The organism is Psychromonas sp. SA13A (assembly GCF_011378715.1).
GTDB lineage: Bacteria > Pseudomonadota > Gammaproteobacteria > Enterobacterales > Psychromonadaceae > Psychromonas.
The window spans coordinates 45,146-59,689 of sequence record NZ_WTKU01000011.1 but is presented as its reverse complement, the minus strand read 5'-3'; the positions used below and the strand labels follow the sequence as shown (position 1 = coordinate 59,689).

The window sequence follows — 14,544 nt, the reverse complement described above, 5'->3', positions numbered from 1 at the left end:
ATGCATAAACATGGGCGTTTAAGTCATTAGGTTATAGAGTCTGAGGGCAGTATTATAAGGGTATTTTAACGATTACTCACCTAATCATGGAAAATAGTTTGTCACAGGGATGTTATGAAGTTTACTAATAAATTTACGTTTATTACGAGTGCTATCGTGTTGACTTGTATTGCGTTGGTGCTGGCAGGAGGTATGGTTAGTTTACGTGCTTTGTCCTTGAAGTATCATCAGCAACGTATTGATAGCATTATTCAAGTTATTGAGAAGCAAGTAGCGAAGCAAACTACTATCACTCAATTTGATCACTGGTTACCTGATGTGCTGGATGCCTCGGGAGTGGTTCGTTTACGTGTTGAGCGGGATCAGCAAATTGTTTATCAAAATTATTATGAAGGGCGACGCTATTTTCCTTCTCGATTATTATTACGCTATGACTACGATCTAAAGTATTACCCCGGCGTTCGAGTAATAATACATACTCGACAGCCTTTTTCTGATCTCAAATTTACCTTTTGGCCATTATTAGGGATCACCTCAGCAGTTATTTTATGCCTTAGCTTATTATGGTTTGCCATTCGTTGGATGCGACGTTCTTTTTATGGTGCCGAGCTATTAGAACGCCGCGCTCGTTATCTATTACAAAATAATCCCACCGCACGTTTTGCACAAAAAGGTGAGTGGCCAAAAGCTGCGAGTAAAGCCTTGGATGTACTATCTGAGCGATTAGAAAATAGCCGTAAAGAGCGAAGTATCTTTGATACACATATTCGCGGAAAAGTGTTTTTAGATGAAGACACCGGTTTAGGTAATCGCTTAGCCTTTGAAAATAGGTTAGATGCAGTGGCGATGGATGAAAACTTTTTAGCTAGCACCTTAATGTTAATTAGTTTGACTGAGTTAAGTGCAGTTAAACACCAGTTTGGTGTCGGTGAAGGTGAAAAAATCATTCAGCAGGTTGTTGATTTGTTGCATCATTTTTGTGGTCGCTACGACGATAGTTTTTATGGCAGGATTCAGAAGTCAGAGTTTGTGATCCTATTGCCACAGATGTCCTACCAGGAAACCAAAGTAGCTGCTAAACAATTAACTAAACTGTTATATCAATTGCATTTGCCAGAAGTCTCTTGGATTGATAATTTCTTTCATATTGGTGTAGTTAATTTTCCTTTTGGTGCTAAAACTATGCATATTATCGATGATGTTAATCAATCATTATTAGTCGCAGAGCACCAAAAAATAAGTGGTTGGCACTTGTCAGAGGAAGATAAAAATCAAGCCGTCATTGTCAAAGGAACAGTGCGTTGGCGTGCATTATTAACAGATGTTTTAGATAGACAAGCGCTGTTAATGTATCGACAACATCTTATGCATCGCGATGCCATGAGTATTTTATATTGCGAGTTGTGGCCGCGTATTATTGGATACCAAAAAGAAATTATTGCCGCCGGTACTTTTATGCCAATGGCTGAAAAGTGTGGTTTAAGTGATCAAATAGACAAACAAATGCTAGAAAAAGTATTGGCGTTGTTAGTGATGCGTGGTGAGTTGTCTAAGCCTATCGCTGTTAATTTAGGTGCTCACCTTCTGATGAATAAAAAGAATCATCAATGGTTTATGTTTGAGTTGATGCAACAAACTCGGCAAATTCGCCATAATTTAGTGATTGAAGTGTCAGAGCATTTGATTGATAAAGATTATTTTGCACTTCGTTCTGCCTTAAATGCTTTACAAAAAGTGGGTTGTAAGATTGCGGTGGATAATGTCGGTAAGTCAGTGGTCAATACCTCCTATATACTGGATTTTAATATTGATTACTTAAAATTACACGCCAGTTTAATCCGTGATATTCATAATCGTAAAACTAATCAAATCGCAGTACAAAGCTTAATGGCTAGTTGCTTGAATAGTCATGCGAAAGTGATTGCTGTTGGTGTGGAAAGTAAAGAAGAGTGGGAATGTCTGTTGCGACTGGGTATTTATGCCGCGCAAGGATCGTTATTTTCGACCCCTCAGGCAATGAGTATTTAGCACTGCTAAGCGTAAATCGTTGCTACTAAGCTGATAGCTATTTTACTAATACGCTTGCATTGTTACCAAGCAGACAGCTTTTTTATAACGTTGATGACTCTTTTTCTGATCCGAGAATCAATAAGCACAGCAACGTTTAAAATTTTTGTTGTGCTTTTAACCCTGCTAGTCCTTGCAACCCTCCGGTATGAACGGCCACTATATGCGTTCCAACAGGAAAAAATCCTTGTTCAATTAATTGCCATAGTGCATAAAACATTTTCCCTGTATAGATAGGCTCTATCGGGATTGTTGTTTGTTGTGTAAATTGATGGCAAAAATTCGCTAAGGCTGACGATATCTTACCGTAGCCTCCTTCATGAAAGTCAGTATGTAAATGCCAATTTAACGCGTTTGCTTGAGGTACAAAGTGAGTGACAGTGTTACTTAAATAGTGTGCATTTTTAAGTACTGCAATGCCATGTACTTGCGTTTCGGGAGAGTATTTTAATGAGCCACTGATTAAACCTGCCAAAGTGCCCGCGCTGCCTGTCGCGGTAAAAATATGATCTATAGGTTGCTCAGATTGCTGCGCTAATTCTATGCATATATCTTCTACACCGGGAAGGGCTAAATCGTTACTACCACCTTCAGGGATAATATAAGCATCGCTATATTGTGATTGTATTGTTTGTAAATATTCAGCCTGCTCTTTTAAACGGTAGGTTTTTCTATCCACAAATTGTAGCTGCATGCCCCATTGCTGAACTTGTGACAGTGTAGGGTTAGCTGCATAGTGCGCTTCGCCTCTAATGATGCCGGTGGTCTTTACATTGAAGTGTTTACCCGCTGCTGCCAGAGCATGAATATGGTTAGAAAATGCCCCTCCAAAGCTAAGTATATGTTGTTGATGGTTTTTTTCTGCGTGCAATAGGTTATATTTTAATTTTCTCCATTTGTTGCCGGATATCTCTGAATGCAATAAATCATCTCGTTTTATTGAGAGCTTTACTCCGTGAGCCGTGAGGAAAGGGAGATTGATTGATTGCAAAGGGCTAGGAGGCAGTTGCTGATATATACTGCTTTCTGTGAATCTCATTTACTTTATTACCTATAACGGAAAATGACAGTTTTTTTGTATCTTATACGAGTTAAATTTATCATGATATGCATGATTGAGCGCTTAATTATCTGATCTGATTGTGAAGATGCTTAACTTTTTTCTTTTCTGTATTTTCTTTACACCTTCCCTATACCTTGAGGATTACCATGTTTGAATTAAAGACCATTGCGCTTTTTGTGTTGACAGCGATTGCTGAAATTGTAGGTTGTTATTTGCCTTATCTTTGGTTAAAACAGGATAAAAGTATTCTATTATTGTTACCTGCTGCCTGTAGCCTTGCACTCTTTGCTTGGTTGCTTTCTTTGCACCCAGCAGCTTCAGGGCGTGTCTATGCCGCTTATGGTGGTGTTTATATTTTTGTCGCAATAGTCTGGTTATGGGCGGTCGATGGAGTGAAACCAACAGTCTGGGATATGGTGGGGGCTTCAGTCGCATTAACGGGAATGGCTATTATTATGTTTGCACCTAGAGGGACTTAATATTTAGTTGTACATTTATGTGATGATTAGCTACTTGCTGCTCTATTATTGGGTGCTTTAGTTGTTTATTAATAGTACGGAGTAAGATCTTATTAAAAATACGAGGACAAGATCGCATTAAAATGATATCGAGTGCGCTTAAATTACAGAGCAATATTAACCAGCGACGATCAATATTATCCAGCGACATTCAATATTAACCAGTAACGATAAGGCGCTTTATTATTAATTATAAACAGTTTAATCAATTTTGTGCTTCGTTACCTGCTACCACCTATGTGCAACAGTGGGGCGGCTCACATGTCTGGAAAGTAGGTGGGAAAGTCTTTGCGATTGGCGGCTGGGAAAAAGATCAAATACCGGCTTTCACTTTTAAAACATCAATATTGAATTTTGGATTTCTAAGTGAAGTTGATGGCTATAAACCAGCTCCTTATTTCGCTAGTCGAGGTATGAAGTGGATCCAGCTATATGATGGTGATGCAGGAAAAGATCAAGATTTACATTATTACCTAGGTGAGTCGCATCGATTAGTGTCATTGGGTTTAACTAAAATAAAACAGAAGCAATTAGGCTTAAATCAAGAAACACAATAAGTCATAGTTGCTTACACTTTCATTTATACTGTTGCTAAGTATATGATTAATTTAAGCTGTTAAAATAATCCACTGTCTCAATATTGTCTCCTTACGCCCTTATTTGAATTTCAACTTCACTCTTTACTCTAATACACCATCTTTGTTCTTTTTCTAAAGTAATACCTCCTTTTTTATTGCGCGATCCCTCTTTAATGATCAAAAAATAGATCCTCGTGTGATATGAGCAACAAATTGTTAATTAAAGAGATTCATATTTTTTAGTGCAATGGCACCCTGTTAACAAATAGGTAACATTTAGTTTAATGAAGCTTAATAAATTTACATATTTTTTATTGGATTGCTGAATTAAGCAATAATTTCAATTCTAACCTTACATGGAGTTAATAATGCTGAAGACTTTTTATAAAAGTACCTTAATCGCGGCTGTTGTCATGGTGACAAGTGCTAATGCTTTTGCAGCAGATAAAGTATATCGATTGAAACTTGCTGAATCCTGGGGACCTAATTTCCCTGTTTTTGGTGATTCAGTTAAAAATATGGTGAAAATGGCTGAAGAAATGTCCAATGGCCGTTTAAAAATTCGCGTTGACTCTGCTAATAAGCATAAATCAGCATTTGGTGTTTTTGATATGGTTAAAAGTGGTCAATATGACATGGGCCACTCAGCAAGTTATTACTATAAAGGTAAAGTGCCAAACACACTATATTTCACTACTATGCCCTTTGGTATGACTGCGATGGAGCAACATGCTTGGTTCCAATACGGTGGTGGCCAAGAGTTAATGGATCAAGTTTATGGCGATCATAATCTAATGGCTTTCCCTGGCGGTAATACAGGGGTGCAAATGGGTGGTTGGTTCCGTAAAGAAATTAATAGCCTTGACGATCTACAAAATTTAAAAATGCGTATTCCTGGTTTTGCGGGGGAAGTACTGGCTAAACTAGGCGCGACTCCAGTTAATATTCCACCGGGTGAGTTATATACATCATTAGAGCGTAATACTATTGATGCGTTAGAGTGGGTAGGTCCATCACTTGATTTACGTATGGGTTTCCATAAAATTGCACCATTTTATTACATGGGGTGGCATGAGCCTGCAACTGAGTTGATGTTTATTATCAATAAAAAGAAAATGGCTTCATTACCTGCAGACTTACAAGCCATTTTAGAAGTAGCGATGCGCAAGGCTGCTTATGATATGTATGTTCAATCATACGCTTTAAGCGCTGAAAACTGGGAAAAAATGACCACTGAATTCCCTAACATTCAAGTTAAAACTTTTCCACCTGCGGTATTAAGTGCGATTAAAAATGCCAATGATGAGATCCTTGCTGAAAAAGCAAGTGGCGATGAAATGGCTGCTAAAATCATTAAATCACAGCAGGATTATCTAAAACTAGTACGCGTGTGGACTGATATCTCTGAGTACGGTTACATTAAGAGTACCAAAGAATAACCGTTACACTCCTCATTAAGGCTACTTTATGTAGCCTTTTTTTCACCTATCTGTTTACTTAGAAGGAATTATCTTAAATGGAAGGTTTACAAAAAGTCTTTGATCGCTTCTCAGATTATATTGGTAAAATTTCTGCAACATTAATGCTATTACTGTTAGCCAATGTTTTTTATGATGTTGTGGCTCGTTATTTTTTTAAATATAGCTCCATTGGTTTACAAGAATTAGAGTGGCATATCTTTGCTTCTATGTTCCTATTAGGTATTGCTTACACACTAAAAGAAGAAGGGCACGTTCGTGTTGATATTCTTTATGAAAAGCTCAGCCTTAAAAATAGAGCTTGGATTAACTCCATAGGTTGTGTGCTGTTCCTGATTCCTTTTTGTGCTCTGGTTATTTGGTACAGCTACGATTTTGCTCTGGAGTCTTATCATTTGAATGAAACCAGTGGCGACCCAGGTGGTTTATCACACCGTTGGTTAATTAAAGCAATGATCCCTCTTTCTACTCTCGCGCTTGTGTTTAGCGCATTAGGTATGTTGGTAAAAAATCTGCGTTGTATTGTTGAGAAAGATATTTAAAAGGGACTTTTTATGATTGGCATTATTATGTTTGGTGTAGCTTTATTGCTACTACTAACTGGTTTCCCCGTTGCATTTGTTTTTGCAGGTGTGGCATTAATCTTTGGTGTTTTTGCCGAGGGTTTTGAGTTATTTGCTTTTATGCCTTATCGCATCATGAGCATCATGGAAAACTCGATTATGATGGCCGTTCCCATGTTTATTTTTATGGGTAACGTATTACAAAAAACCAAATTAGCAGAACAATTACTAGAAGCCATGGGGCAATTATTTGGCCGTATACGTGGTGGTGTTGCGGTTTCAACTATTTTAGTAGGTTGTCTGTTAGCTGCTTCAACAGGTGTTGTAGGTGCTTCTGTAGTGGCGATGGGAGTTATCTCCTTACCTGTTATGCTCAAGTACAATTATGATAAAAAACTTGCGACAGGTGTTATCTGTGCCTCTGGTACGTTAGGGCAAATTATTCCGCCATCTATCATCTTAATTATTCTTGGTGATGTGATGGGAGTACCGGTTGGTGATCTGTTTAGATCTGCGGTATTACCCGGCGCAGTATTGGTTGGGGCGTTTATTCTTTATGTACTGATTTACGCTTTCTTCAAACCAGAGTCTGCACCTGCGCTTCCTGAGTCAGAGTTTGCAGGGCATGGAATGAAACCTTGTTGGACTGCTTTTAAAGCCATTGCTCCTCCTTTAGCGTTAATTTTTTCGGTATTAGGTTCAATATTTTATGGTATTGCAACACCAACTGAGTCTTCTGCTATTGGTGGCGGTGGTGCTATTCTGCTCGCTATTTTGTATCGCCAATGTTCTTGGAAGGTGTTGTGGGAGTCTTCAATTGAGACGGTAAAAGTCACGGCGATGGTATTTGCTATTTTCATTGGTGCAACCGCCTTTTCAATGGTCTTTTCTTACACAGGTGGGGAAGAAATTATTGAAGAGATCATGTTTAGTCTACCAGGTGATAAATGGGGTTTCCTAATCATTTCAATGTTGGTTATTTTGGTATTGGGTTTCTTCATCGATTTTGTTGAAATATCTTTTATTGTAGTCCCAATGTTGTATCCAATTGCTGAAATGATGGGGATAGATTTAACATGGTTTGCTATTTTAATTGCAATGAACCTTCAAACCTCATTCTTGACGCCCCCCTTTGGTTTTAGCTTATTTTACTTAAAAGGTGTGGCACCACCCGAAGTCAAAACTATGGACATCTATAAAGGAGTTATTCCCTTTATTCTCTTACAATTGTTAGTACTAGCTTCGATTGTGGTGTTCCCAGGGTTTTATGGGTTTGATTCATGATCAAAAGGGTCTGACTTTTAGTGGATTAGCGATAAAATGATTGTTAATAAAAACCTCTCTAGCAGAGGTTTTTTTATAGGTTGATTATATTGACTTCATGAAGAAAATTATATTTTTAATCGTATAAATATTACTAAGGAGAGTGTCGATTTTTCCAGTTAAACAAAAAAGCCTGCTTTAAAAGCAGGCTTCTTAACAACAGATCATCGTTGCTCATTAATCGTTGTTCATCAATAGTAGTTAAGCGTCATTGATAACAATACTGTAACTCCATAATAGACAATCGCAACATCATTACATCACAACTTTAGCACATTGCCACATTACTAAATCATAACAGTGCAATGCTTAGTCTCTGTTACTTAACTTCTTTACCCGATGCTTGTAGATCCGCATGGTATGAAGAACGAACTAAAGGTCCACAAGCTGCGTGTTCAAACCCTACTGATTTTGCCATTTCACCCAGTGCATCAAACTCTGCTGGTGGCACGTAACGCTCCACAGCAAGATGTTGTAAGCTAGGTTGTAAGTATTGGCCTAAGGTCAGCATAGTCACTCCATGAGCGGCTAAATCTTTAATTACCGTTTCAATTTGCTCATTGGTTTCGCCTAATCCCATCATTACACCTGATTTAGTCGGTACAGTTGGGTGCTGCTCTTTGAATTTTTGTAATAACTGAAGAGACCATTTGTAGTCTGCGCCTGGACGAACTTGCTTGTACAAATGAGGTGCCGTTTCTAGGTTGTGGTTAAATACATCAGGCACATCTTTTTCAAAACAAGCCAGTGCTTTGTCCATACGACCTTTGAAGTCTGGCACTAAAATTTCAATTTTTATTGCAGGGTTAAGTAAGCGAATTTCACGAATACAATCAGCAAAATGTTGTGCGCCACCATCTCTTAAGTCATCACGGTCAACGGAGGTGATTACCACATACTTTAGCTTCATATCTTTGATCGTTTCAGCTAATTTCTTTGGTTCATCTTTATCTACAGCCAATGGTTTACCATGGCCTACGTCACAGAAAGGGCAGCGACGAGTACAAATGTCACCTAGAATCATGAAGGTCGCTGTACCGTGGTTAAAGCACTCATTTAAGTTCGGGCATGAGGCTTCTTCACATACTGAATGTAATTTGTTTTTGCGCAGTGCTGCTTTAATTTCATTGACGCGAGTATTATCTGCAGCCAGCTTGATTTTCATCCAAGCGGGTTTTTTTAAGATAGTGCCTTTGTCCGATGGAATAACTTTGATAGGTATATGAGACATTTTATCTGCATCACGCAGTTTGTTGCCCGCGGTTAATTGGCTTGGCTTAGTGTTCATTAATAAAGCTCTCTATCTGTGTGTATTTTAAATTCTGATTTAATTTCTCAATCAATAACGGCGATAATTCAGCGACGGAAGAGGTTAATCCTAAATCGCGACACTGGGTCATTTCTAATCCAGCATAACCACAGGGGTTAATTTGTAAAAAGGGAGTGAGATCCATGTCGACATTCAAGGCAAGGCCATGAAACGAACAGCCTTTACGAATCTTTAATCCTAATGATGCAATTTTTTTACCATCAACATAAACACCTGGTGCATCGGGTTTAGCTACTGCAGTGATATTATGATCAGCAAGTAGATCTATAATGGCTTGTTCAATAATCGTAACTAAGCTACGCACATTAAAATCTTTGCGGCGTATATTAATTAATAAATAAGCGATTAATTGTCCCGGAGCATGGTGTGTTATCTGCCCACCTCGGTCACTTTTAACAACAGGAATATCTGTCTGTGTTAATAAATGTTCTGCTTTTCCAGCTAACCCTTGTGTGAAAACAGGCGTATGTTCAACCAGCCAGATTTCATCAATCGTTTCTTGATCTCGCTGCTCGGTGAAATCACTCATTGCTTGCCAGGTTTGCTGATAGGGTTGAACCCCTAGGTAGCGAATAATTAATTTATCTTGTATCAATGTCATGAGCTTGGCTTATAAATAGACTGGCTTATAAAATAAAGCGAACAAGTTCAAGCTTGTTCAATTCACTATAAATTTCTTCTATATGTTCTTTGCTAGTAACAATCACTGGTACTGCTAAAGAATGGTAGTTGCCTTTAGAGCTGGGTTTTATGGTCGGAGAATAGTCACCTGGTGCTATTTGTTGGATAACACTGATCACTTCTGGAACCAATTGAGGATGAGCCATACCCATCACTTTAAATGACAAACTACATGGAAACTCTAATAATTCATCAAATTTAGTATTCAATGCCATGACTAACTCCTGATTGAGAGATTGATTGAAAGTTAAAAGTGAGGACAAGCCTCACTGATAAAGATCCTATTAATGTTATATAGGTAATATAGCTTATATGGGGATCTTTTTAACCAAACCAACCAATAAATAATAATTTAATATAATCGATGATACGGCTGAAAATACCACCTTCTTCAACAGTCTCTAAAGCAATTAGATCATAAGTTGCGATGGCCTCATCTTCCAAGGTGTAATTCACTTGGCCCACTTTGTCACCTTTTTGAATAGGAGCGCGTAGTTCACTATCAATTACAAAGTCTGCTTTTAAATTCTGTGATTGGTTACGTGGAAGTGTTAGTGGTGTATCAACTGCAACACCTAAACGAATGTTTGCTTGTTGACCCATCCAAATACGTTCACTAGCTAATTGATCGTTTGCTTTGTAAGGAGTAATTGTTTCAAAGAAGCGAAAGCCCCAGTTAAGTAGTTTTTTACTTTCTACTTTACGACCTTCATCTGAACGAGCACCCATTACAACACTGATTAAACGCATGCCATCTTTAGTTGCTGAAGAAACTAAGCTGTAACCTGCTGCACTAGTATGACCTGTTTTAATGCCGTCTACATTTAAGCTTTTATCCCACAATAGGCCATTACGGTTATATTGAACAATGCCGTTAAACTTAAATGATTTTTCACTATAAATGCGGTATTCCGTTGGTACATCTGTGATCAATGCTTTAGCAAGGATTGCCATATCGCGAGCAGTAGTATGGTGGCCGTCCGCATGTAAACCGTGGCTATTAACAAAGTGAGTCTTGTTCATGCCTAGCTGTAATGCCCATGAATTCATTAAATCTGCAAATGCGCCTTCACTGCCAGCAATGTGTTCAGCCATTGCTACACAAGCATCATTACCTGATTGAATAATAATACCGCGATTCAAATCTTCTACAGTGACTTCTTTACCTACTTCGATAAACATTTTTGAAGAATCTGGAAAGTTTTTTGACCATGCATTTTCAGAAATAGTTACTTTGTCATCAAGATTTAAATTACCTGATTTAAGTTCCTGTCCAATGATGTAACTGGTCATCATCTTAGTCAAAGATGCTGGCTCTAGTAATTCTTCACTGTTGTTTTCAGAAAGTACCTTTCCTGAGTTGAAATCTATTAATAAGTACCCTTTAGCAGCAATAGACGGTGCTTTAGGAATGATCATAGGAGCGGAGAATACATTAATGCTAAATAAGAAAGTGATAAGCAGCAGGCTTACTTTTTTCATGTTACATACCTTCAAGGTTGTTAAGTCGAAAAATTGTTACGCACTATAGCAGATGAAGCGTTATTTGCTAAGGGGCTAAGATGATTTGTTGAGTAATTATTCTGGCTCCGTGCCTGTTCACCATTAAACCTTATTAATGAGTTTAATAAGGTTTATCTATCCTTATTGTACATTTTTTCACTGCAATCCTCTTAAATTAGTAAGAGTGCAGTTAAGCAAAACATAAGGGTAAGAAGCTTCGGCAAAAAAATATTAATTAAGTTCGATACAAATATTTATAAATAAAATCCCAGTGTTTCATATTAGTGCAGAGAAAGAATATTAAATGCACCAAGTTGGTGCTAAATGAGTCGCTTAAAATTATTGATGTTATTAACCTGTTGTTATTTAAGGTAAATATATTTTGGCACGTTAGTTGTAAATAGAATCATATATGCAAACGTTAAATACACATTAAAGGAATATATGATGAAAATGTTAACCGCAATTATTAAACCATTTAAATTAGATGAAGTGCGTGAAGCCGTAATGGGTATCGGCATTGCTGGTGTTACTGTTTCTGAAGTTAAAGGTTTTGGTCGTCAAAAAGGACATACTGAATTGTATCGTGGCGCTGAATACCAAGTAGATTTTTTACCAAAAGTAAAATTAGAAATTGCAGTGAAAGATGATGATATTGAGCGTTTAGTTGAAGCTATCGTTGGCGCTGCAAATACAGGGAAAGTAGGTGACGGTAAAATATTCATTCAACCGTTAGAGCAAGTTGTTCGTATTCGTACTGGCGAATTAGACGAAGAAGCACTTTAAACCAAATTCATTAAGTTAAGGATTACCATTATGGAAACGACAGTTACAGAACTACGATTTGCGTTAGACACCTTTTATTTTTTAATTTCGGGTGTTCTTGTTATGTGGATGGCAGCAGGTTTTGCCATGTTAGAGGCGGGTTTAGTTCGTTCTAAAAATACCACTGAAATTTTAACTAAAAATATCGTGTTATATGCGATTGCTTGTACGATGTTTTTACTTGTTGGTTACAACATCATGTATGTAGACAATACTGCAGGCGGTTGGTTACCTTCATTTGGTTCATTAATTGGTACTCAGGCAGAAGGTGCTGATCACTCTTTAGAATCTGACTTCTTCTTCCAAGTAGTATTCGTTGCAACTGCAATGTCTATCGTATCGGGTGCTGTTGCTGAACGTATGAAATTATGGGCATTCCTTATTTTTACCGTATTTTTAACTGGTTTTATCTACCCAATTGAAGGTTTTTGGACTTGGGGTGGCGGTTTCCTAAGCGAAGCTGGTTTCAGTGACTTCGCTGGTTCAGGTATCGTTCACATGGCCGGTGCAGCCGCAGCATTAGCAGCAGTAATATTGCTAGGTGCCCGTCGTGGTAAATACGGTAAGAATGGTAGTATTCACCCAATCCCAGGTTCTAACATGCCACTTGCTACATTAGGTACGTTTATTCTATGGATGGGTTGGTTTGGTTTTAACGGTGGTTCACAACTATTAATCTCTGATGCAGAAAACGCATCTGCAGTAGGCCTTATCTTTTTAAATACAAATGCCGCAGCTGCTACAGGTGCTATTGCAGCACTATTAGTGAGCAAGTTTAAATGGGGTAAAGCAGATTTAACAATGATTCTAAATGGTGCATTAGCTGGTTTAGTTGCGATTACTGCTGACCCACTATCTCCATCACCACTATTTGCAGTCGTGATTGGTGCTATTGCAGGTATTATCGTTGTTTACAGTATTATTACTTTTGATAAATTGAAAATTGATGATCCAGTAGGTGCATTATCAGTACATGGTGTATGTGGTTTATTCGGTCTATTAGTTGTACCAATGTCGAATGACGGTGCATCATTTATGTCTCAATTATATGGCGCAGCGGTTATCTTTGGATTTGTGTTTGTTTCTTCATGGATCGTTTGGTCTATCATCAAAGTAACAATGGGTATTCGCGTGACTGCTGAGCAAGAAGATGCAGGTATGGATTTACACGATTGTGGTGTTGAAGCTTACCCAGAGTTTAAAGATTAATTACCGCTGATTATTAACCTCTGAGTATTTTTAATATTTAAGATAATGCGTTAATTAAAATTGAAATCCCTACTTTATTATTTAAAGTGGGGATTTTTTTTATATTAACTTTTGATTATTCAATCTAAACTATGGCATCTAATAACGTATTTTTACCGTTGATTAAGGAATGATTATGTTTAAAATAAACCATTTATTAAGTTTACCTGCACTGCTTCTGTTAACTGCTTGTTCGAATAACAACCCAACACAAGAAACAGCAATCGGTGAAATACCTAGCTGGATATTAAATCCTCAAACAGAAGATGGCATTGCCGTTTCTGAATGTGTCCTATGGTCTGGTAACATGTCGATCGATAAGCAACAGGCGATGGCGAATGCTCGTGCTTCATTAGCACAACGCATTGACACTCGTGTTAGTGCAATGGACAAAGCTTATAGTGACAAAGTAGACGTAGCCACTGGAATTGATTCAGGAGTGACTTTCTCAAGCGTTTCTAAACAAGTGACCGAACAAAATTTATCTGGTACCAGCGCATTAAAAACAGATATTGTTAAGATCGCAGAGAAAGATAATTTATGTGTATTAGTGGCAATTGGGCAAGCGTCAACCAAAACTATTTTTGAAGAGTTGGTGAGTGCTTCTAAGCTACCGCTAAACGCAGAGCAAAAAGATGCTCTTTACCAGGAGTTTAAAGCTCAAGATGCGGAGCAGCAACTGGACCAAGAAATACAGAATTTAAAAGATAATAAAACTGATTAACCGTTGAGAGTGAGACTTGCCTTGAGCCTTTATTTTTTCGTTATATTTTATAAAGGCATTAATACCTGTTAATGCCTTTTTTATAACGCCTAGATTCTCAAAACTAAACCTTTCTAACATATGCACCTTAATCACACTGCTTAGCTCTCATTGCAACATTAAGTTTTTTGTCTGCAAAATTTAAGCTATCGAATTAAGTAATCAAATTAAATGCTTAATAGGTAAATTCCCATTATGAAGTCAACTGGCATAGTTATTGCTATTTACTATTATCTGTGTCAAAAAAAGGCTATTTACAATGAATATTAATGCTGCATCAATGTTTAAAGAGTTACAAACTCAAGGCTTAGAAGCAAAAGGGTTAAGTAACGAATTAAGTACAAAAGCAACTAATCCAGCGTCTGCTGATTTTTCTGCAATGCTTAAGCAAGCAATTGAAAATGTAAATGGCTTGCAACAAAATACATCAGATTTACGTAATAGCTTTGAAATGGGTGATAAAGATGTCAGCTTAGCTGATGTTATGATCGCATCGAATAAATCTGGTTTAGCATTTGATGCGACCGTGCAAGTGCGTAACAAAATGGTTGAAGCTTATAAAGAAGTTATGAGCATGCCTGTTTAATCGCCTCACTGCATAAAT

15 protein-coding genes are annotated in these 14,544 nt (G+C 37.6%); 10 read left to right on the top strand and 5 right to left on the bottom strand.

Translation table 11 applies throughout. The features are described 5' to 3' along the window. Positions 1-114 precede the first annotated feature (114 nt). Positions 115-2,028 carry an EAL domain-containing protein gene (locus tag GQR44_RS11455; protein WP_166371927.1) on the top strand — a complete coding sequence of 638 codons (1,914 nt, stop codon included), beginning with the start codon at positions 115-117 and terminating at the stop codon, positions 2,026-2,028. A 136-nt stretch (positions 2,029-2,164) separates the two neighbouring features. On the opposite strand, the gene GQR44_RS11450 is transcribed toward GQR44_RS11455, so the two are convergent. Then, positions 2,165-3,106 carry a pyridoxal-phosphate dependent enzyme gene (locus GQR44_RS11450; RefSeq protein ID WP_166371926.1) on the bottom strand — a complete coding sequence of 314 codons (942 nt, stop codon included), beginning with the start codon at positions 3,104-3,106 and terminating at the stop codon, positions 2,165-2,167. A 170-nt stretch (positions 3,107-3,276) separates the two neighbouring features. Here GQR44_RS11450 and GQR44_RS11445 point away from each other — a divergent pair, with 170 nt between their 5' ends. The 5 genes from GQR44_RS11445 (at position 3,277) to GQR44_RS11425 (ending at position 7,551) form a co-directional block, all read left to right on the top strand. Continuing rightward, positions 3,277-3,609, top strand: a complete 333-nt coding sequence (locus GQR44_RS11445; RefSeq protein WP_166371925.1) for a YnfA family protein — start codon at positions 3,277-3,279, stop codon at positions 3,607-3,609. Between the two features lie 224 nt (positions 3,610-3,833). After that, complete coding sequence (locus GQR44_RS11440) at positions 3,834-4,205, top strand: MmcQ/YjbR family DNA-binding protein (protein ID WP_028867390.1); 372 nt, start codon at positions 3,834-3,836, stop codon at positions 4,203-4,205. 389 nt (positions 4,206-4,594) lie between these two features. After that, positions 4,595-5,665, top strand: coding sequence for a TRAP transporter substrate-binding protein (locus GQR44_RS11435; protein ID WP_205963048.1), 1,071 nt, complete (start codon positions 4,595-4,597; stop codon positions 5,663-5,665). A 77-nt stretch (positions 5,666-5,742) separates the two neighbouring features. Continuing rightward, positions 5,743-6,246, top strand: a complete 504-nt coding sequence (locus tag GQR44_RS11430) for a TRAP transporter small permease subunit (protein WP_028867392.1) — start codon at positions 5,743-5,745, stop codon at positions 6,244-6,246. Positions 6,247-6,258: 12 nt separating this feature from the next. Next, complete coding sequence (locus GQR44_RS11425; RefSeq protein WP_028867393.1) at positions 6,259-7,551, top strand: TRAP transporter large permease subunit; 1,293 nt, start codon at positions 6,259-6,261, stop codon at positions 7,549-7,551. A gap of 358 nt (positions 7,552-7,909) precedes the next feature. Here GQR44_RS11425 and lipA read toward each other — a convergent pair whose 3' ends face one another. The 4 genes from lipA to GQR44_RS11405 all read right to left on the bottom strand — a co-directional run bounded on the left by lipA (position 7,910) and on the right by GQR44_RS11405 (position 11,083). Then, on the bottom strand, positions 7,910-8,878 hold the full coding sequence (gene lipA / locus GQR44_RS11420) for a lipoyl synthase (protein ID WP_028867394.1): 969 nt from the start codon (positions 8,876-8,878) through the stop codon (positions 7,910-7,912). Then, positions 8,868-9,521 carry a lipoyl(octanoyl) transferase LipB gene (gene lipB, locus GQR44_RS11415; protein WP_037070793.1) on the bottom strand — a complete coding sequence of 218 codons (654 nt, stop codon included), beginning with the start codon at positions 9,519-9,521 and terminating at the stop codon, positions 8,868-8,870. The genes lipA and lipB overlap by 11 nt, the downstream gene beginning before the upstream one ends. A 25-nt stretch (positions 9,522-9,546) precedes the next feature. Further along, positions 9,547-9,810 (bottom strand): DUF493 family protein YbeD, encoded by a 264-nt coding sequence (gene ybeD / locus GQR44_RS11410; RefSeq protein WP_028867396.1) that lies wholly within the window; start codon positions 9,808-9,810, stop codon positions 9,547-9,549. 115 nt (positions 9,811-9,925) lie between these two features. Continuing rightward, the gene (locus tag GQR44_RS11405; protein WP_028867397.1) at positions 9,926-11,083 is read right to left on the bottom strand and encodes a D-alanyl-D-alanine carboxypeptidase family protein; all 1,158 of its coding nucleotides are present in this window, start codon (positions 11,081-11,083) and stop codon (positions 9,926-9,928) included. Positions 11,084-11,551: 468 nt separating this feature from the next. Between GQR44_RS11405 and GQR44_RS11400 the strand changes: the two genes are divergently transcribed. From GQR44_RS11400 to fliE, 4 genes are all read left to right on the top strand, one after another. Further along, positions 11,552-11,890, top strand: a complete 339-nt coding sequence (locus GQR44_RS11400) for a P-II family nitrogen regulator (protein ID WP_028867398.1) — start codon at positions 11,552-11,554, stop codon at positions 11,888-11,890. A gap of 30 nt (positions 11,891-11,920) precedes the next feature. Next, positions 11,921-13,138, top strand: a complete 1,218-nt coding sequence (locus GQR44_RS11395) for an ammonium transporter (protein ID WP_166371923.1) — start codon at positions 11,921-11,923, stop codon at positions 13,136-13,138. A 175-nt stretch (positions 13,139-13,313) separates the two neighbouring features. Further along, complete coding sequence (locus GQR44_RS11390; RefSeq protein WP_240923634.1) at positions 13,314-13,901, top strand: hypothetical protein; 588 nt, start codon at positions 13,314-13,316, stop codon at positions 13,899-13,901. Positions 13,902-14,199: 298 nt separating this feature from the next. After that, positions 14,200-14,526, top strand: a complete 327-nt coding sequence (fliE, locus tag GQR44_RS11385; protein ID WP_166371922.1) for a flagellar hook-basal body complex protein FliE — start codon at positions 14,200-14,202, stop codon at positions 14,524-14,526. Positions 14,527-14,544 lie beyond the last annotated feature (18 nt).